Origin of the sequence: Bradyrhizobium manausense, assembly GCF_018130615.1 — a bacterium.
GTDB classification, from domain to species: Bacteria; Pseudomonadota; Alphaproteobacteria; order Rhizobiales; family Xanthobacteraceae; genus Bradyrhizobium; species Bradyrhizobium manausense_A.
Genome location: NZ_JAFCKB010000015.1, coordinates 65,500 through 85,116, shown reverse-complemented (window position 1 = coordinate 85,116; position 19,617 = coordinate 65,500). Strand labels below are relative to the sequence as shown.

Sequence of the window (19,617 nt, the reverse complement as noted above, 5' to 3'; positions counted from 1 at the left end):
AACAAGAATCTCGAGCCCCGTTGCGATTCCATCGGAACGGGAAGGCTCTAGACGAGAGAGCTACTCTTGCGACCGCGTCGAGCCGATGTCTTCGGCGGCCTGTCTGCGCAGAAAACCCTCGACGTCTGCCTGCACCGAATAGGGCGTCGGGATCGCGTCGCCCGCGGCGTCGACGGCGGTGTCTAGCGAGCGGCGCAGCATGCGCGCGAGCTCGGCCTTGCGGTAGGGTTTCGTCAAAAGCGGCGCTCCCCTGGTGGCGCCTCCCGGTGCGTGTTGGGAATCGTGGGCGTAGCCCGACGTGAACAGCACCCGAAGCGAGGGCCGCGCGGTCACCATCTGGTCGGCGAGCTCGCGCCCGTTGATGCCGCCGGTCATCACGATGTCGGTGAACAGCAGGTCGAACGGCGTGCCGTCGGCTGCAATCGCGAGGGCCTCGTTCGCGTTGGCGGCGGGGACGACCTTATAGCCGAGGCTCTTGAGCTGGACGGTGACGTATTGGCGGACGTCGCGGTCGTCCTCGACGCAGAGAATAGTCTCCGTCCCGCCCACGATCTTGCGCGCGTCATAGCTGGCGGGACGAAGCGCGCTGGATTCGGCCTTCGGCAGATAGATCGTGAAGATCGTACCGTGGCCTTCTTCGGAACTGACCTTGATGCCGCCGCCGGATTGCTTGACGAAACCGAAGACCATGCTGAGCCCGAGACCGGTGCCCTTGCCGACCTCCTTGGTCGAGAAGAACGGATCGAAGATGCGTTCGACGATCGCTTGTGGAATGCCGGTGCCGGTGTCTGCGACCTCGATCTCGACATAGTCGCCGGCATAACCGGCGCCGACGGCGACGGCCTCGCGCACGCCGAACACCACGTTGCGCGTCGTCGGCGTGAGCTTGCCGCCATCCGGCATCGCGTCGCGGGCGTTGATCGCGAGATTGAGCAGCGCCGAGGAGAGCTGCCCGCGGTCGGCGAAGGCCAGCCAGATGTTGCCGTTGAGCTTCCGCACGATCTCGATCTTCTTGTCGAAGGTCGCGAGCAGCAGCTTTGAAAGCTCCTCGAGCAGGTCGTTGACGTCGATCTCGGCCGGCCGCAGCGCCTGCTTGCGTGCAAAGGACAACAGGCTCGAAGTCAGCGCTGCGCCGCGATCGGCTGCCTCGCTGATCAGCTTGGTGATGGTGGCGAGCGGCGGGCTGTCCTTCACGGCGTCAGCGAGGATCTCGATCGTGCCCGTGATCACCGTGAGCATGTTGTTGAATTCGTGCGCGATGCCGCCGGTGAGCTGGCCGACCGCCTCCATCTTCTGGGACTGGATCAACTGTTCCTCGGAGGCGCGCTTTTGCGTCACGTCCTTGACGAAATTGTTGATGATGGTGCGGTCGCCGACGCGCAGAGCCGTGCTCGATGCCTCGGTCAGGATCTCGTCGCCGTTCCGGTGCACGAGGCTTACCTCGAAGCGGATGCCGATCGGCGCGTCGGACAATTCGGGCAACAGCCGCATCATGCGTTGCCGGAAGCCGGCGCGCAGCGGCTCGGCGACGAGCAGCTCGACGACGTCGGCGCCGATCGCTTCCGGCCGCGACCATCCGGTCAGCGCCTCGGCCTGGAAACTCCACGCCAGGACAATTCCGCTGTCGTCGGTCTGAATGAAGGCGTCGAGCGCAGCCTTGATGACCGCTTGAGTCATCTGCGCACTGTCCGCACGCGCCTGCGCCTGCTGCGCGGCGATGTGTTTCTCCTGTAATCCCGCAATCCTGGCTGCGCAGAGCCGTGCGAGCAGTACGGCAACGGAGGCACTTGCGAGCAGGGCAACAATCTGGGCAATGCCGAACCCGGGCCCGGTCACGGCATAGGAGACGAGGAGAGCCGCGACGGTCACGACGACTTGCGTGGTCATCGCGAGTGTCAGAAGCCCCCTGAGTTTCATGGTCTCACACCGCCGACGTCAGCTGCGGATCCCCAAGGCAACCGCCAAGTCCGCCCGGTCAAATGAGTCCGGCTCCCTGTGAGCTACAGACTCCCCGCGGCGGCGTCGAGTGCAATTTCCGGCGGTATCGAGGCGGGGAGGCCGCGTGCCTCAACTTGCGGGCGAATCGGTCTGGCGCAGCGTTGTGACCCAGATCACGCGCGCGGCCTGCTGGGTCGGGTTGTCGAACATATGCGGCACGATGCTCGGGAAGCGAAAACTGTCGCCCGCTTCCAGCACGTGAGCCTGGTTGTCGAGCCACAGCCGCAGGCTGCCGGAGAGGATGTAGCCGGCCTTCTCGCCGTTGTGCTGCAGGAAGTCGGTGCCCGAGGAGGCGCCGGGATTGAGGGTGAGCTCGTAGAGCTCGAGCTGTCCCTTGCCTTCCGGCGTCAGCGCTTCCTTGACGACGCCGCTGGCGGTGAGGCGCAGCAGGCGGCGGTTGTTCTTGCGCACGATGTAGCGCTGCATTTCGGCGGGATCGCTGGTCTCGAAGAAATAGGAGATAGGTACCTCGAGCGCGATGCTGAGCAGGCGCAGCGTGCGGACCGACGGCATCGCGCGCGCGCGTTCGAGCTGGCTGATCATGCCGTTGGAGAGGCCGGTCTTGTTGGCGACGTCCTGGATCGAGAGGCCGGCGCGCTGGCGTAGGAGCCGCACGGTCTCGCCGAGGCGCTGGTCGATCGCATCGTCGGTCTCGATCGCCGGGACGTCTTTCGGACTTTCAGTGTCGCCGCGACCATCCATGTCGCTCTCCCATGCATCATTTCGGCCGCGGACCGCATCGGTCCGCAGCGTCAGTCGGAGTGAAAAGGTCACGCATACTAGCAATGCGATTGACAGCTGTATTTAGTCATGATGAAATTTTGGCTGAAAAATTTAGAAGCACTAAAGCCCACTCCTGTCCCTTTGCCGGGGTTCGGGGATGCGGGGGACGGTGCCGTGTGCGGGAACGGAGACGGGTCATGACAGACAGCACCGGCAAGTTCGGCGTTGGCGGACTGCATCATCTCGGCATTCCAAATCGCCGGCAATTCTTTCAGCTCGGCGCAGGGGCCGCGGCGGGATGGACGCTCTCAGGTAGCGCCCTTGCGCAGACCGAGCGCCCGAGCAATCCGCCGAACAAGCCGCGCGGGCAGGTGATCGCGGCGCTGTCGCAGGAGCCGACCGTTTTTCATCCGCTGATGCCCGGCATCGAGGTCGATCAGGGCGTCTGGTGGCAGGTGTTCTCGCCGCTCTGGTTCATCGATCCCGAGGGCAAGTTCGTGCCCGATCTCGCCCGTGAAGTGCCTACGATCGAGAATGGCGGCCTGTCGGCCGACGGCCTGACCTGGAAGATCAAGCTGCGCAGCGACGTGAAGTGGCACGACGGCACGGCCTTCACCGCCGAGGACGTCAAGTTCTCGCTGGACCTGATCAACAATCCCGATTTCCGTGTGCGCAGCCGCGTCGGCCACAGCCTGGTCAAGGACATCACGATCGTCGCGCCCGACGAGATCCACTGGCGAATGGAAGCGCCCTATTCGCCCTATATGTCGATCCTGTCGCTCACCTTCATCGTGCCGAAGCACATTCTGGAGAAAGTGTCCGACCCCAACGCCTCGCCGTTCCACAATGCGCCCGTCGGCACCGGGCCGTTCCGCTGGGGCGAGCGCGTGCCCGGCGACCACATTCAGTTCAATGCCTATGCCGGCTATCACGGCAAGGGCCCTTACCTCGAACGCCTGGTCTTCAAATACATTCCCGATCTCACCGTTCTCTACACCCAGTTCCGCACCGGTCAGGTCGACTACACCGGAACGCAGGGCATCCTGCCGAACTTCGTGCAGGAGGCGAAGGCGCTGAAGGGGCGCAAGATCTTCGTCTCGTCGACGTCGTCGGTGGAGCATATCGCGCCCAATCTGGAGTTCGGCCCCTTCGCCGACCGCGCGGTGCGCGAGGCGCTCTATCTCGCCATCAACAAGCAGGCGATCATCGATGCGCTGAACTACGGCCTGCCGTTACAAACCGAAAGCTTCGTACCGCAACAGGCGTGGTCGTTCCAGCAGGGCCTCCCGCAACACAAATACGATCCGGCCAAGGCCAATGCACTGCTCGATGCGGCCGGCTGGGTGCGGGGCTCCGGCGGCGTGCGCGAGAAGGGCGGCGTCAAGCTCGAGTTCACCAATTCGACCACGTCGGGCAATGCGGTGCGCGAGCAGACCCAGCAACTGCTGATCCAGGACTGGCGCGCGATCGGCGCGGCGATGCGCGTCAACAACATGCCGGCCGCCGTGATCTGGGGCGATTACTGGCAGCAGTCGAAGTTCAATTCGGTGATCGTGGGCGTGAACTTCATGCTGGGCAGCGATCCCGACGTGACGCCGCGGTTCGGCTCCGGTGCAATTCCTGCCAAGGGCGGTCGCGGTTACAACACCTATCAGTACCAGAGCGCGGAGGCCGATCGGCTGCTTGCAGAAGGCGCCAAGCAATTCGATCTCGCGCAGCGCAGGACCACCTATGGCGATCTACAAAAGCTGATCCGCAACGATCTTGCGATCCTGCCGCTGTTCCAGGCCTTCATCGCCGAGGGCGTGAAGGAGGGGTTGCAGGGCTTCAGTCCCAACATCAACACCTCCAGCAATTGCTGGAACGTCCGCGAGTGGTACTGGGCTTGATGCGCTCCGTTCGCGGGATCGCCTGAGATGGCCCGTTACGTCCTCAATCGCCTCGCGCAGGCGGTCATGCTGCTGGTGATCGTCTCCGCAATTGGCTTCGCCATCCTGCATCTGGCGCCCGGCGGGCCGCTGTCGCAGTTCGCGGCGTCCGCACAGATGACGCAGGAGGATCTCGACCGCGTCACCAAACAACTAGGGCTCGATCGCCCGTTGCCGATCCAGTATCTCGACTGGTTCGGCCGCATGTTGAAAGGCGATTGGGGCAGGTCCTATCGCGACGGGGAAGCGGTCCTGTCGGTGATCTCCTCGCATCTCGGCGCGACGCTGGAACTGATGACGACCGCGACCATCGTCGCCGTGCTGCTCGGCTGCTGGATCGGCATCTTGGGCGCACTCCGGCGATACTCGCTGTTCGATTCGCTCGCCACCGTCGGCGCCATGATCGCGCTGTCGATCCCGACCTTCTGGTTCGGCCTCATCACTATCTATGTATTCTCGGTGACGCTCGGCTGGCTGCCGGCCGGCAACCGCGAAACCGTCGGCGACGGCTCCTTTCTCGACCTGCTGCATCATCTGATCGCGCCCGCCATGGTGCTGGCGCTGGTCGAAACCGCGATGTGGGGCCGCTTCATGCGCTCCTCCATGCTCGAGGTCATCAACCAGGACTACATCCGCACAGCGCGCGCCAAGGGCCTGCCGGAATGGCGTATCCTCACGGTCCACGCGCTGCGCAACGCGCTGCTGCCGATGATCACGGTGGCGGGCCTGCAGTTTCCGACGCTGCTCGGTGGCGCGCTGGTGGCCGAGACCGTGTTCACCTGGCCCGGCATGGGGCGCCTGTTCCTGGATTCGATCGGCTATCGCGACTATCCCGTGGTGATGGGCATCCTGATGTTCTCGGCGATCATGGTGCTGATCGGCTCGCTGATTGCCGACATCCTCTACGCCGTCGTCGACCCGCGCATCCGGGTGGGCTAGGCGATGGCGACTGTGGCTCTCTCCACCGCTCAATCCGAACCCGGCCAAACCGCGTGGCGACGGTTCTGCCGGCATCGGCTCGCGCTTGCCGGCGCGGTAATCATTATCATTCTTCTTCTCGGCTCGGCGCTCGGTCCTTATCTGCTGCCGTTCGACGACACCTATATCGACATCATGAAGCGGTTCGCGCCGCCGCTCTCGGGCGCGCATATTCTCGGCACCGACGAACTCGGCCGCGACGTGCTGGCACGGCTGATGATGGGGGGGCGGGTGTCGCTCTCGATCGGCATCGTCGCGATGGGGATCGCGATGGCGGTCGGCGTCGTGGTCGGCGCTTTCGCCGGCTTCTATGGTGGTGTGGTCGGTGCGGTCTTGATGCGCCTGGTCGACGCCGTGCTGTGTTTTCCGAGCATCTTCCTCCTGCTTGCGCTTGCAGCGCTCACCGAGCCGGGTCTCGTGACCACCACGGTGTTGATCGCGGCCACCGCCTGGATGGGCGTGGCCCGTGTCGTCGAAGCCCAGGTGCGTTCGCTGCGCGAGCGCGAATTCGCGGTGGCAGCGCTCGCCTTCGGTTCGTCTAATCTGCGGATCATGTTTCGCGAGCTCGTGCCCAACGCGATCGCGCCGATCGTGGTGTCGGCGACGCTGAACGTTGCGAATGCGATCCTGCTGGAGTCCTATATCAGCTATCTCGGCAACGGCATCCAGCCGCCGGCCGCGAGCTGGGGCAACATGCTCAACAACGCGCAGATCTATCTCACCAGCGCGCCGTGGCTCGCGATCGTGCCGGGCGTTGCTATCACGCTTGCGGTGACCAGCTTCAACTTCCTCGGCGACGGCCTGCGCGACGCCCTCGATCCGCGAATGAACATCTCATGACGAAAAGACTCGAACTGATCTCCAGGAGTGCATCATGTCCCCGCCGCTCAACCGTATAAACAGCGACGAACGCCTGCCGGCGCAGGCGGATGTCGTCGTCATCGGCGGCGGCGTTATCGGCGTCTCCGCGGCCTATCATCTGGCGAAGAAAGGTCTCTCCGTCGCGCTGGTCGAGAAGGGCCATGTCGGCGGCGAGCAGTCGAGCCGCAATTGGGGCTGGTGCCGACAGCAAGGCCGCGCCCGCGAGGAGATTCCGCTCGCGCGCGAAGCGCTGCGGCTGTGGGAGGACATGCAGAACGACGCCGGGGTCGATGCCGGATTCCGCCGCACCGGCGTGCTGTTTCTGACCAAGAACAAGGACGAGCTCGCGAGCTGGGAGCGCTGGGCGGCGGTCGCGCGCGAGATGCAGGTCCATTCGACCGTGCTGACGCCGGCCGAGGTCGCCGAGCGCATGCCGGGGAATACCGACAAATGGGTCGGTGGCCTGCACACGCCGAGCGATGGCCGTGCCGAGCCGTCGATGGCCGTGCCCGCGCTCGCGACGGCCGCACGAAAGCACGGCGTCACCATTCATCAGGGCTGCGCCGCACGCGGACTGGAGACCCAGCGCGGAAAGGTAAGCGCCGTCGTCACCGAGAAGGGCACCATTCGCACACAGGCCGTGCTGCTGTCGGGCGGCGCGTGGTCGTCGCTGTTCTGCCGCCGTCACGGCATCGAACTGCCGATCGGGCTCGTCAATGCGACCGCATGCCGAACCACGCCGGCACCGGAGATCACATCCGGCGCGCTCGGCACCGACCTCTACTGCATCCGCCGCCGCCTCGATGGCGGCTTTACGCTGGCGCTGCGCAATCGCGGCACGGTGGAGCTGTCGCCCGATCTGTTTCGTTATGCGCGCACCTTCTGGCCGACCTATCAGCATCGCAAGAACGGTCTGAAGCTCTCGTTCGGCAAGTCGTTCTTCGACCAGATCATGCGCGGCACCAGCTGGAGCTTTGACAAGCCGTCGCCGTTCGAGACCGAGCGCGTACGCGACCCCGAGCCGGACATGTCGCTGGTCAATGCGGCGCTCGCCTCCTTGATCAAGGCGAACCCGGAGCTGAAGGACATCGAGATCGCGGAGGCCTGGGGCGGCACGATCGATTGCACGGCGGATACGATTCCCGTGATCTCGACGGTCGACGCGTTGCCCGGCTTCTTCCTCGCGACCGGCTTTTCCGGTCACGGTTTTGGCATCGGCCCCGCCGCCGGCAAGCTCGCCGCCGACATCGTTACCGGCGCGACGCCGCTGGTCGATCCCGCCGCCTACAGCCACAAGCGCATGATCGACGGCCGGCGTCTCGCGCCGGTCAGCCCGTTCTGAGAGGCCGCATGACGGTTCTCTACAAGGCCAACATGGTGCGCGGCGCGGAATGGGCGACCTTCTTCGCCGAGCGCGCGCCCGATATGCCGTTCCGGCTTTGGCCCGACATCGGTGATCCCGCCGCGGTGCGCTATCTCGTGGCCTGGGTGCCGCCGGATGACATCGCGACAACGTTTCCAAATCTCGAGCTGGTCTTCTCGGTCGGCGCCGGCGTCGATCAGTTCGATACCACCAAAGTTCCGGCACATATTCCGCTGGTCCGCATGCTGGAGCCCGGCATTGCCGAGACCATGGTCGAATACGTCACCATGGCCGTGCTCGGCCTGCATCGCGATCTCCTGCACTTCATCAATCAGCAGAAGGAGCAGGTCTGGCGCGAGATCCGGTTCACGCCGGCCAGGCGCCGGCGCGTTGGCGTGATGGGGCTCGGCCAGCTCGGTCAGGCCGTGCTCGAAAGCCTGAGGGCATTCGGCTTTCCGTTGTCGGGGTGGAACCGCTCACCGCGCGAGATAGAAGGCGTGACCTGTTACGCCGGTGCGGACACCTTGCCAGATTTCCTCGCGCAGGCCGACATTCTCGTCTGTCTGCTGCCCCTGACGGTCGAGACGCGCGGCATCCTCAACGCCGATCTGTTCGCGCGGCTGCCGCGCGGGGCGGGGCTCGTCAATGTCGGACGCGGCCCGCATCTCATCGAGGTCGACTTTCTTGCCGCGCTCGACAGCGGCGCACTGTCGGGTGCGGTGCTCGACGTCACCGATCCCGAGCCGCTGCCGGCGGGGCATCCGTTCTGGAGCCACCCGCGCATCCTGCTGACGCCGCACAATGCCAGCATGACCACGCCGGATACGGCCGTCGATTTCGTGCTCGATGTCATCTCGCGTCACCGCCGTGGCGAGCAGCTGCCGGGACTGGTCGACCGCAGCCGTGGTTATTGAGGGGCGGATGGTGATGGGAACACCGGCGCAACAACGAACTCGGTGCACCTCTCCCGCTTGCGGGAGAGATGAGGGTTCTTTCCCCTGGGGGAACCTTCGTTGCCGAGACATGCTCTCCCCAACCCTTCCGCGCAGGCGGGGGAGGGGACGCATCTTCCTCGCGGCAGCCATCGGCGGCTTCGCATGAGCATCGGCGCAACCAGACCTGACCCAATCGCGGCCGAAGCGCAGGCGCCGGTGCTGTCGGTTGCCGGCCTCACCACGTCCTTCCTGCGCGAGGGGCAATGGATCCCTGTTGTCCGCAATGTCTCCTTCGATATCGCACCGCGCGAAACCGTGGCGATCGTCGGCGAGTCCGGTTCGGGCAAGAGCGTCACCGCGCTTTCGATCATGCGGCTGATTCCGAAGGAGAGCGGCCGCATCGAGGGCCGCGTCACGCTTGCCGGCCGCGATCTTTTGACGCTGCCCGAAGCGGGCATGAAGGATATCCGCGGCAACGACGTCGCCATGATCTTCCAGGAGCCGATGACGAGCCTCAATCCGGTGCTCACCATCGGCTTCCAGATCGCAGAGGCGCTGATCCAACATCGCGGCCTGTCGCACGCGGCGGCGGAGGCGGAGACGATCCGCCTGCTCGGTCGCGTCCGCATCCCCGCGGCGAAATCACGCTTCCACGAGCATCCGCATCGTTTCTCCGGCGGCATGCGCCAGCGCGTGATGATCGCGATGGCGCTCGCCTGCAAGCCGAAGCTGCTGATCGCGGACGAGCCGACCACCGCACTCGACGTCACCATCCAGGCCCAGATCCTGGAGCTCTTGAAGGAGCTTCAGCAGGAGGAGGGGATGTCGATCCTCTTCATCACCCACGACATGGGCGTCGTTGCCGAGATCGCCGACCGCACGGTGGTGATGTATGGCGGGCAGACGGTGGAGACCGACGCCACGTCGCGCATCTTCGCCGCGCCCGCGCATCCCTACACGCGCGCGCTGCTCGCCGCCGTGCCGCGCCTCGGTTCGATGGACGGACGCACGCGGCCGATGCGGTTTCCCATCGTCGACAAGGTGACGGGCAGCTCGGACGAGCCGACCGAGACGCCCGACACGGTCTCGACTGCCGAGCGTCCGCTGCTCGAAGTGGCGGGCCTCACCACGCGCTTTCCGATCCGCTCGGGCCTGTTCGGGAAAGTCTCGGGCCGCGTGCATGCGGTCGAGAACATCTCCTTCACCTTGCGCGCCGGCGAGACGCTGGCGCTGGTCGGCGAATCCGGCTGCGGCAAGTCGACGACGGGCCGGTCGATCCTCAAGCTGACCGAGCCCGACGCCGGCACCGTCCTGATCGACGGCCAGGACGTGCTGGCCATGAATGGCCGCACCTTGCGCGACTTTCGCAAGCACATGCAGATCGTGTTTCAGGATCCGTTCGCAAGTCTCAATCCGCGCATGTCGGTGGGAACGGCGATTGCCGCGCCCTTGCTCGCCAACGGGCTCGCCACGGCGTCGCAGGCGCGTGACAAGGTCGCCGATCTGCTCGTGCGCGTCGGCCTCACAGCCGATATGGCTGCGCGCTTTCCGCACGAGTTCTCTGGCGGCCAGCGTCAGCGCATCTGCATTGCGCGCGCGCTCGCGCTCGGGCCAAAACTGATCGTCGCGGATGAGGCGGTCTCCGCGCTCGACGTCTCGGTCAAGGCGCAGGTCGTCAATCTGATGCTCGATCTTCAGGCCAGCATGGGTCTTGCCTATCTCTTCATCTCCCACGACATCGCGGTGGTCGAACGCATGAGCCACCGCGTCGCGGTGATGTATCTCGGCGAGATCGTCGAGATCGGCCCGCGCGCGTCCGTCTTCGGTAACCCGCAGCATCCCTACACGAAGAAGCTGATGGCGGCAGTGCCGGTGCCCGACCCCGCACGTCGCGGCGCCAGGCGCGGCATTGCCAACGACGAGATCAGGAGCCCGGTGCGCGCGCCGGACTACCAGCCGCCCGTCCGGCAATATCGCGAAGTCTCGCCCGGCCACGTCGTGCAGGTCTGGGGCGAGGAGTGGTCGGACTGACTGCGAGCTTCACACGTCCTTGTGACCGGATGGAGCGACAGAGAACAGCGATCTGTGAACCGCTTCATAGTCCATTCCTCGCGTTTTGAACTACCACTCGCGTAAGAAATTGCCGCACCCGGAGCCAGCTGACAGACACGGGTGAGTTGCAGAACCTGCGCAGCGGCATGCTCGCAGCCCTGGATAGGCTCTCGCCTTCCCGAGCAAGTCAGCCCCATCACTCAGCTCAGATCTTTCTGAAATCAAAAAATCAAGGGCATCGAGAACCGCGTCCCGGCAGCCTCTATTCGGGGTCGGCCAGCAGGCTGCCAATGACTCAGAAGGAGCCCCCAATGAAGATCAGCAGTGCAATTTCGAGCGCATTTTCCCTCACAAGGTACGTCAGCGGTCTTGGGATCGCCCGTTCCAGTCTGATCAAATCGGCCCATGTCCTTGAAAGAATTGGGCTGGCAGCCGTTGGAGCCTCTTGCGGCCTCTATGTGGGTGCGACCCTGTTGCGTCAGAAAGGCGGACTGTTTGAAAGCGGCTGGATCGTGCCGGCAACGATGTTCTACGGAGCTCTCAGCTATTATGTCGGAATTGACTTGTCCGGCAATCTCGCACGGCGCCCGAAATCGAGCATTTCGGAAGAATGGAATGGTTCCGAGCCGGCTGAAATCATGAGTGCGGCCGGAACGTTCGGCGCGGCGATTGCTGCAACCCTGTCCGTCAGCATTCTTGTCCTTGATCAAAATCTGTCCAACGCCCTGATAGGCTTTGTTGCCGGCTGCTGGGCGGTTGGTTCTTCGCTTCAGGTCGCGGCGGGTACGATCGCTCGCAGTCACGAAGCGCCGATTAACGAGCAATGAGGAAACGTTCCCTTGGCAATGTATGCGAGCACAAAGCGCAGTGTCGGTCGGCTTCAGATATGGATTGAGTCGTGACGACTCATCGCAACCTCTGCCGTCCAACGCTGCGTGCCAGCGATGTTTGGTAGCACAGCCGTTCGCATCGGGTCGTGTCCCGACCGAAGCGTCATCGGTAACGAGTAACCTAACAAACAAGACGTGCCATCATGGTGACGTTGGGATATTGTCCCGGCGCGGCCGCGGTCCAAGACTCTGCTAACCGCCAGCCATAAGATGGGTGAGCCATGCAGATTGCGGAGTGGCTCGAGAAGCTGGGGCTTGGGCAATACGCGGAGCGTTTTGTCCAGAATGGGATCGACGTTGGCGTCCTCCCCGAGCTGATGGACGAGGACTTCGACAAGCTCGGAGTCCTGCTAGGTCATCGCCGCAAAATGCTCAGAGCCATTGCCGACCTCGATCCGGCCGCATTGATCGCATCGCCGGCCCGTCCTCACGACGCCGAGCGGCGCCACCTCACCGTCATGTTTTGCGATCTGGTCGGCTCGACCGTGCTCTCGGCGCGCCTCGATCCCGAGGATATGTGGGAAGTGATCCGGATCTACCGCGCCGCATGCGCGCGGGTCATTGCCGCATATGACGGCAGCATAGCCAGATTTGTCGGTGACGGAATACTCGTCTATTTCGGCTATCCGCGCGCTCACGAGGATGATGCGGAGCGCGCGGTGCGCGCGGGCCTCGACATCATCTCCGCTATTCGCCAGCTCGAAACGGGTGCCGGCGAGCGGGTGGAGCTGCGGATTGCAGTTGCGACCGGGCTCGTGGTGGTGGGCGACCTCATCAGTGGAGACGCGTCGGAGGAGCACGCGACCATCGGCGATACGCCAAATCTCGCAGCCCGGCTTCAGAGTCTCGCGGAACCCGGCGTGGTCGTCGTTGCGTCATCGACTCGCCGCCTGCTGGGGGATCTCTTCACTTTTCGCAATCTCGGCCGCCGCGAAGTGAAGGGGATCGGCGAACCCATCGCAGTGTGGGCGGTGGAGGGAGCGACCGCATCCGAGAGCCGCTTCGAGGCGGTCCGTGCCGCACACTCGATTGGCTTTGTCGGCCGCAAGGATGAGATCGAATTCATTCTCTCGCGCCAGCGGGAGGCATGGCAGGGCCATGGCCAGATCGTATTGATCTCCGGCGAGGCCGGCATCGGCAAGTCGCGCATCGCTGCAACGCTGTCCGAAAGTCCTTCGTTGGGGACGCACCGTCGGGTGCGATATCAGTGTTCGCCTTATCATACAAACAGCGCGCTTCATCCCTTTGTCGCGCAGCTCGAGCGCGCGGCCGGAATTCGCTCGCACGACACGCCAGAACAAAGGCTCGACAAGCTCGAGGCAATGCTGGCGCTTGGAACCCAGCAGGTCGCCCGGGCGACGCCGCTCATTGCGGCTCTGCTTTCGATTCCAACCGGCGACCGTTGCCCGCCCCTTGGCTTGAGTCCGGCGCAGCAGCGGCGACAGACATTCGCCGCCCTTCTCGATCAGCTTGAGGGGTTGGCGCGAGGCCAGCCTCTCCTGATCATTTGCGAGGATTTGCATTGGGCCGATGCCACGACCCTCGAGCTGTTTGATCTCGCGGTCGATCGGATCAGGGCACTGCCGATCCTCGTGCTCATGACGTCCCGGCCGGAGTTCGAGCCTTCCTGGTCGGGCCTTGCCAACGTCAGCCTGTTGCGGCTCGACCGGCTCGATCGGCAGGACACTCGCGCGCTGGTGGAACAGGTGGTTGTCGGCCGCCAGCTGCCACGCGAGATGATGAAGCAGATCATCGACAGGACGGATGGCGTCCCGCTATTCGTCGAGGAACTGACCAAGATGGTGCTGGAATCCGGCCTGCTTGTCGAAGACGCCGGGCGCTATCGGCTGAACAGTCCGCTCCCGCCGCTCGCTATTCCCGCGACGCTACAAGATTCGCTGATGGCGCGGCTCGACCGGCTCGCTCCAGTCAAGGAGGTGGCGCAGATCGGCGCCGCCATCGGCCGCGACTTCTCATACGCGTTGCTGAAGGACGTGGCGGGACGCGATGATCTGACGCTGAGTGCTGCGCTTGAGCAACTTGAAGAGGCCGAGCTGCTGCTTCGCCGCGGGGCTCCGCCCGAGGCAAGCTATAGTTTCAAGCACGCCCTCGTTCAGGAAGCGGCCTACGAGAGTCTGCTCAAGAGCAAACGGCAGCTGCTTCACACGAGAATCGGTGAGGTCCTGCGCGAGAAGTTTCCAGTCGTGGCCGAGATCGAGCCGGAAGTTCTGGCGCGTCACTTCACTGAAGCTGGGTTGAGCGAGGTCGCGCTCGATTGGTGGCGCAAGGCGGGCCAGCAGGCGCTGAAGCGCTCTGCCTATGCCGAAGCGGTCGCGCATCTCGGCAAGGCGGTTGCGATCGGTGACGAACTGCCTGACGCGCCCCGCAGGATGATGAGCAGGCTGCATCTTCAAATCTCATATGGCCGCGCGCTCAGGGGCAGCCTCGGGCACAGTGCTCCGGAAACGATTGCGGCATGGACGCGTGCGCGCCAGCTCGCAGCCGATATCGATGATCCCGTTGAACTTGCGCCGGTTCATTCGGGTCTCTTCAATGCCTGCCTGACACACGGCGAATTCGCGCCAATGCGGGAGCTGGTGGATACCATCAGGAGCGCTGCCGACCGGCGACCGGACTCGCCGGTGGCGGCCGTGGTTGCCCATTGGACGGACGGCGTCACCTGCTGGTTCGGGGGCGCATACGTGAATGCGCGAACGCATCTTGAGCAGGCGCTGGCCATCTATGGTGCCGAACCGGATCCCACGACATTCAGGGCTTCGGCGCTGGATCTGCCGTTCGTGATCATGAGATTCCTTGCCCTCGTGCTCTGGCCGCTCGGTCTCACTGCGCGCGCGCGCAAGCTCGCCGCCGAAGCGGTGAGTGCGTCGGGAGAAAAGCGGGCGCTTTCCCAGGCCAATGCGCTGGTTCACCGCGCTGTGTTCGACGGCGTATGCGGGGGCATGTTGCAGCAAACAGAGACGATCCTGGCGCTCGGTCTCGCGCGCGATCATACGATGCCGCTGTATGTGGCCGCGGGCACCTACCTGAATGGACTGGCCAAGTGGCGTGCCGGCGACCGAATCGCCGGACTGGCGGACATGTGTCACGGCTGGACCTTGCTGCACGAGAACGATTGCTACCTCTGCGAACCGTTCTGGGGGCTGCACGTCGCCGTAGCGAATGCGGAGATGGGCCATGTCGAAACAGGGCTCGACATCCTGAACGAACTCATCGTCCGGACCGGACAGTCCGGCCAGCATTGGCTTGATGCCGAGCTGCATCGTGTCCGCGGAAAGCTGCTATGGCGTCATGATTGTTCGGACGAATCCAGTGCCGAAGTCGCTCTCAAGCGAGCGCTGGAAATCGCGCGACGCCAGCAGACGAAGACCTTCGAGCTGCGCAGCGCGCTTGGACTTGCCCGCCTGCACAAGACAAATGGCCGAGCAGGTGCGGTATCCGAGGTGCTCGCGCCGGTGCTCGCTGAATTCGAGGCGGAGCGCAACCTTCCTGAATTGGTGGAAGCGAAAGAGCTGCTCGCGCAAGAGCATGAGGCGTGCGCCGTTTCCCTGGCAGGTCGTCTTGACGGCAGGGAATGACGGTTACGAATTGACGTGCACGAAGTCCCGCAGCAGCGGATAGATCTCGTTGTTCCAGCGCTTGCCGGAGAATACGCCGTAATGGCCGACGCCGGCCTGCATGTGATGCACGCGGCGATAGGCGCGTACGCCGGTGCAGAGGTCTTGGGCGGCGAGCGTCTGGCCGATCGAGCAGATGTCGTCCTTCTCGCCCTCGACCGTCATCAGGCCCATCCGGCTGACGGCCTTGGTGTCCACGGGGCGGCCGCGATGCATCAGCTTGCCCTGCGGCAGGAGATGCTCCTGAAACACGTCGCGCACGGTCTCGATGTAAAACTCGGCCGGCAGGTCCATCACCGCGAAATATTCGTCGTAGAAGGTCTTGATGCTCGCCGCCTTCTCCTTCTCGCCCTTGGCGATGTGGTTGGCGAGATCCATGTGCTGCTTGATGTGGCGCTCGAGGTTCATCGAGACGAAGGCGGTGAGCTGCACGAAGCCGGGATAAACTTTCCGGAGCGCGCCGCGGCACTGCACCGGCACATAGTTGATCAGGTTCCGTTCGAACCATTCGATCGGCTTGCTCTTGGCGAAGTCATTGACCTTGGTCGGCTGGATGCGCGTGTCGATCGGCCCCGCCATCAGCGTCAGCGTCGCGGGCCGCGAGGGATGGTTGCCCTCGCACATGATCGCGGCGGCTGCGAGCGCCGAAACCGAGGGCTGGCAGATCGCGACCATGTGCGGGCGCGGGCCGAGCTGGCCGAGGAAGTCGATCAGGTGCTCGGTGTAGTCGTCGAGCCCGAAGCGGCCTTTGCTGCGCGGAATGTCGCGCGGGTTATGCCAGTCGGTGATGTAGACGTCGTGGTCCTGCAGCAGCGTTTTCACGGTGCCGCGCAGCAGCGTGGCGAAATGCCCGGACATCGGCGCCACCAGCAGCATGCGTGGCTGCTCGGTCACGCCATGCTTCCTGAAATGCAGCAGCGAACCGAACGGCGTCGCGTAGGCGATCTCCTCGGTGACGCCGACCTCGCGATTGCCCACCATCACGCTGTCGATGCCATAGGCCGGGCGGTCATAGGTGAGGGTGGAGCGCGAGATCAGCTCCAGCGCCGCCGAGAGCCGGCCGACGACCTGGTCCGACATCCCCTGCGGCACCAGATTGAGGAATTTGAGCGCGGACGAGGCTCCCGCCCGCCACGGCGCCGTCAGGTCCATCTGGTTCTGAAAGGCCTGATAATACATCGACATCATACTGAAGCGCCCATCCATCCCCCGCGGCTATGCAATATCGGAGCCAGACGGGAGCTGGGCCGCCCTCACAATTGGCACGTCGCTTGCTGCTCGTGTGGACGGAAACGTGAGGGAAGAGCCCTATGGCGAAGGCGACACTGACCATCAGCAGCAAGAACTACTCGTCCTGGTCGCTGCGTGGCTGGCTGCTGACGAAATTTTCCGGGCTCGATTTCGAAGAGATCGTCACGGCGCCGGACGACGCCTCCGCGCGCGCCGAAATCCTGCTGCTGTCGTCCTCGATCCTGGTGCCCTGCTTGCGGCATGACGGCGCTACGGTCTGGGACACGCTCGCCATTGCTGAATATCTCAACGAGGTGATGCCGGACGCTGGCCTTTTGCCGGCCGATCGGGTCCAGCGCGCGCATTGCCGCTCGATCTCAGGCGAGATCCATTCCGGCTTCACCACGCTGCGCGCCTCGCTGCCGGTCAACCTGAAGGGGCACTTCCCCGGCTTCAAGATCTGGTCGCGCGCCCAGGCCGACATCGACCGCGTCTGGTTCATCTGGCGCGACTGCTTGGCGAAATCGGGTGGCCCGTTCCTGTTCGGCGAGACGCGCACCATGGCCGACGCGATGTACGCCCCCGTGGTGACGCGCTTCGTCACCTATGACGTCAAGCTCGAGCCGCGGCTGAAGGCCTATGCCGACACCATCATGGCGATGGACGAGATGAAGGAGTGGATCGCGGCGGCGAGGGAAGAGCCGGCCGAAATCGAGGAACTCGAGGTCGAATATTAGGCAGACGGATCATGGCCCTGCCTGTTTCCGGAGCGGCGATGGCCGACGTCCTCGCCGGCCTCTATGCCCTTGCTATCATTAACCTTTGGCGTCGGTCACCGGTGTTCGGCCGCAGTCGCGTTGCGTATATCTTGTGCGTGCCGGCGGTGCCCTGGCCACATCTAGCCGTGAACAGCCGCGTACGACGCCAAGCGGCTGATTCGGCCGTGATTCGTTCAGGCCGCGTTCCGTTCGTTAAGGCGGAGCGCGGCCGCCGTTGCATTTTGAGACAGAAGCGCTGTCAGGCCGCGCCGGAATGCTTCACGCGCGGCACGCGCCAGCCGATGACGGTGGCTTCCACCGCGATGCCGGCCTCATGGTTCTGCCAGCGTCCCTCAACATAGCGGCAGGCGAACGGCAATTGATACGTTCCGCTATGATCTTCGCATAAGACCTCGACCGCCAGGCCGGGTGGCGGTTCGCCAGCGCCATCGAATTCGGCCAGACGTCTGTCGCGCGTTGCCATTCCAAAAATCTCCCCTAATCAAAGCCGCGGCAAGAACGCCCACTTCTTCCACGTGCGGTTTACTGCTCCCTGTCCGAGGGAACACGCCAAGCTCAACGCGAGAATGCGGTGCGAGTGTGGTAGCCTTTGTCGGCTGCGCGCAATCGGCGCACATTGCCGTGATCAATTTGATGAGGAACCCGAATGCCGCGCCGGATCGTTGTGGTTTGTTTCGTCGTGTTACCGTTCGTCGCGCACACACCGGCTTCGGCGCAGGACGTCCCCGGCATCGAGATCTGCACGGTTGAGAAGACCATGGAGCGGCGCACCAGCTGTCTGCAGAGCAATGTCGATTTCCTCCAGAAGACCATCACCAAGCTCAATCTCGATCATCAGCAGAAGCTGGATGCCGCCAACCGACAGATCGATGTGCTGAAGGTGACACTCGTAGGCCTCCAGAAGACCGTCGGCGATCTCCAGGCCGCGCAGGCAAAACAGGCCGACGATCTGAAGAAGAAGCAGGACGCGCCGCCGCCGAAGGATACGAAATAGGTGCTGTTGGGTGGGCAAAGGAGCGCAAGCGACGTGCCCGCCATTCCACGACGAACGAGAAATCGCGGGCACGGCGCAAACGCGCCATTGTCCGTCCTACGATTCCAGCGCTGCGGCCCGACAGCAATCCCGATCAAGCGAGACGCGCGGTGACGGCGCACCATGGCCACGCTTCGAACGAAGGCCGTAACCCATGAACCCAGCCCAGCGCGCGCTCTGGTACATCGAAAGCCATCTGGCCGAGCCGATGACGCTCGACGAGATCGCTGCGATCGCCGGCGTGTCGCGGTTCCACATGGTGCGGGCGTTTGCCGCAGCCACCGGTTATCCGGTGATGCGTTACGTGCGCGCACGGCGGCTGAGTGAAGCCGCGCGCAGCCTTGCCCAGGGCGCGCCGGACATTCTGTCGCTGGCGCTGGAGGCGGATTATGGCTCGCACGAAGCATTCACCCGCGCGTTCCGCGATCACTTTGGCACCACGCCCGAAGCGGTCCGGGCCGCGACTTGTACCGGTCACCTCAAGCTTCAGGAGCCGATCCTCATGGACTCCACCATATCAGACAACCTCAAAGCTCCGCGTTTCGAAACAGCCAAGGCCTTTCTCATCGCCGGTCTTGCCGAGCGCATCGCCTGCGACAACGGCGCGGCCATTCCGGGACTGTGGCAGCGCTTCCACCAGGAGGTCGCCGATATTCCGGCGCGCGTCGGCCAAGGGAAAGATCAAGTCGCCTATGGCGTTTGCTGCAACGGCGATGATGCCGGCAATTTCGACTACATCGCCGGCGTCGAGGTCGCGGACTTCTCTGACTTGCCGCGCCGCTTCGGCCGCATCCGCATCCCCGAGCAGCGCTACGCGGTGTTCACCCACACCGACCACGTCGCCTCGGTCCGTCGCACCGTCAACGCGATCTGGAATCAATGGCTGCCGGCGTCGGGCCTCAAGGCCGCGGACGCGCCGAACTTCGAGCACTATGACGAGAAGTTCGATCCCGTGGCCGGCAACGGCGGCTTCGAGATTTGGATACCGGTCAGGGAGTAGCATGATCCGGACCCGAAGGGCCGCGTTCGCGCAAAGTGCGAAGCGGTTTTCCGAAAAGATCATGCTCAATCGACAATGCAAGGCGCGATGACCCTCATCGCACTTTGCGCTGCAACGCAGGCATACCATCCCGCTTGCTTGGCAAGGGAGATCGACTTTGTCATAACCGCTGGCAAAACTTGCCAGCGGGGCCCGTGCCGGACATCCCGCGC

General features: G+C 64.1%; 15 protein-coding genes. 11 read left to right on the top strand and 4 right to left on the bottom strand.

Annotated features, from left to right (window positions below; translation table 11 throughout):
- Positions 1–60: 60 nt before the first annotated feature.
- Both JQ587_RS25145 and JQ587_RS25140 read right to left on the bottom strand, forming a co-directional pair.
- Positions 61–1,917: an ATP-binding protein gene (locus JQ587_RS25145; protein WP_212427063.1), complete on the bottom strand. Its 1,857-nt coding sequence runs from the start codon at positions 1,915–1,917 to the stop codon at positions 61–63.
- Between the two features lie 150 nt (positions 1,918–2,067).
- Positions 2,068–2,700, bottom strand: coding sequence for a helix-turn-helix domain-containing protein (locus JQ587_RS25140; protein ID WP_212299014.1), 633 nt, complete (start codon positions 2,698–2,700; stop codon positions 2,068–2,070).
- 218 nt (positions 2,701–2,918) lie between these two features.
- Between JQ587_RS25140 and JQ587_RS25135 the strand changes: the two genes are divergently transcribed.
- From JQ587_RS25135 to JQ587_RS25100, 8 genes are all read left to right on the top strand, one after another.
- The gene (locus JQ587_RS25135) at positions 2,919–4,610 is read left to right on the top strand and encodes a peptide ABC transporter substrate-binding protein (protein WP_212427062.1); all 1,692 of its coding nucleotides are present in this window, start codon (positions 2,919–2,921) and stop codon (positions 4,608–4,610) included.
- A gap of 27 nt (positions 4,611–4,637) precedes the next feature.
- On the top strand, positions 4,638–5,588 hold the full coding sequence (locus JQ587_RS25130; RefSeq protein WP_212427061.1) for an ABC transporter permease: 951 nt from the start codon (positions 4,638–4,640) through the stop codon (positions 5,586–5,588).
- Between the two features lie 3 nt (positions 5,589–5,591).
- Complete coding sequence (locus JQ587_RS25125) at positions 5,592–6,467, top strand: ABC transporter permease (RefSeq protein WP_212427060.1); 876 nt, start codon at positions 5,592–5,594, stop codon at positions 6,465–6,467.
- Between the two features lie 34 nt (positions 6,468–6,501).
- Positions 6,502–7,830, top strand: a complete 1,329-nt coding sequence (locus JQ587_RS25120) for an NAD(P)/FAD-dependent oxidoreductase (protein ID WP_212427059.1) — start codon at positions 6,502–6,504, stop codon at positions 7,828–7,830.
- Between the two features lie 8 nt (positions 7,831–7,838).
- A complete protein-coding gene (locus JQ587_RS25115; RefSeq protein ID WP_212427058.1) occupies positions 7,839–8,765 on the top strand; it encodes a 2-hydroxyacid dehydrogenase in 927 nt (308 codons plus the stop codon).
- 183 nt (positions 8,766–8,948) lie between these two features.
- Positions 8,949–10,817 (top strand): ABC transporter ATP-binding protein, encoded by a 1,869-nt coding sequence (locus JQ587_RS25110; RefSeq protein ID WP_212427057.1) that lies wholly within the window; start codon positions 8,949–8,951, stop codon positions 10,815–10,817.
- A 332-nt stretch (positions 10,818–11,149) separates the two neighbouring features.
- The gene (locus JQ587_RS25105; RefSeq protein ID WP_212427056.1) at positions 11,150–11,665 is read left to right on the top strand and encodes a hypothetical protein; all 516 of its coding nucleotides are present in this window, start codon (positions 11,150–11,152) and stop codon (positions 11,663–11,665) included.
- 284 nt (positions 11,666–11,949) lie between these two features.
- A complete protein-coding gene (locus tag JQ587_RS25100) occupies positions 11,950–15,324 on the top strand; it encodes an adenylate/guanylate cyclase domain-containing protein (RefSeq protein WP_212427055.1) in 3,375 nt (1,124 codons plus the stop codon).
- Between the two features lie 3 nt (positions 15,325–15,327).
- Here JQ587_RS25100 and JQ587_RS25095 read toward each other — a convergent pair whose 3' ends face one another.
- Positions 15,328–16,551, bottom strand: coding sequence for a polyhydroxyalkanoate depolymerase (locus tag JQ587_RS25095; protein ID WP_212427054.1), 1,224 nt, complete (start codon positions 16,549–16,551; stop codon positions 15,328–15,330).
- A 122-nt stretch (positions 16,552–16,673) separates the two neighbouring features.
- Between JQ587_RS25095 and JQ587_RS25090 the strand changes: the two genes are divergently transcribed.
- Positions 16,674–17,330 carry a glutathione S-transferase family protein gene (locus JQ587_RS25090; RefSeq protein WP_212299004.1) on the top strand — a complete coding sequence of 219 codons (657 nt, stop codon included), beginning with the start codon at positions 16,674–16,676 and terminating at the stop codon, positions 17,328–17,330.
- 280 nt (positions 17,331–17,610) lie between these two features.
- Here JQ587_RS25090 and JQ587_RS25085 read toward each other — a convergent pair whose 3' ends face one another.
- Positions 17,611–17,835, bottom strand: a complete 225-nt coding sequence (locus tag JQ587_RS25085; RefSeq protein ID WP_212427053.1) for a hypothetical protein — start codon at positions 17,833–17,835, stop codon at positions 17,611–17,613.
- A 183-nt stretch (positions 17,836–18,018) separates the two neighbouring features.
- Here JQ587_RS25085 and JQ587_RS25080 point away from each other — a divergent pair, with 183 nt between their 5' ends.
- Positions 18,019–18,366 carry a coiled-coil domain-containing protein gene (locus tag JQ587_RS25080; protein ID WP_249154510.1) on the top strand — a complete coding sequence of 116 codons (348 nt, stop codon included), beginning with the start codon at positions 18,019–18,021 and terminating at the stop codon, positions 18,364–18,366.
- Positions 18,367–18,559: 193 nt separating this feature from the next.
- Positions 18,560–19,405, top strand: coding sequence for an AraC family transcriptional regulator (locus tag JQ587_RS25075; protein WP_212427052.1), 846 nt, complete (start codon positions 18,560–18,562; stop codon positions 19,403–19,405).
- Positions 19,406–19,617: the final 212 nt, after the last annotated feature.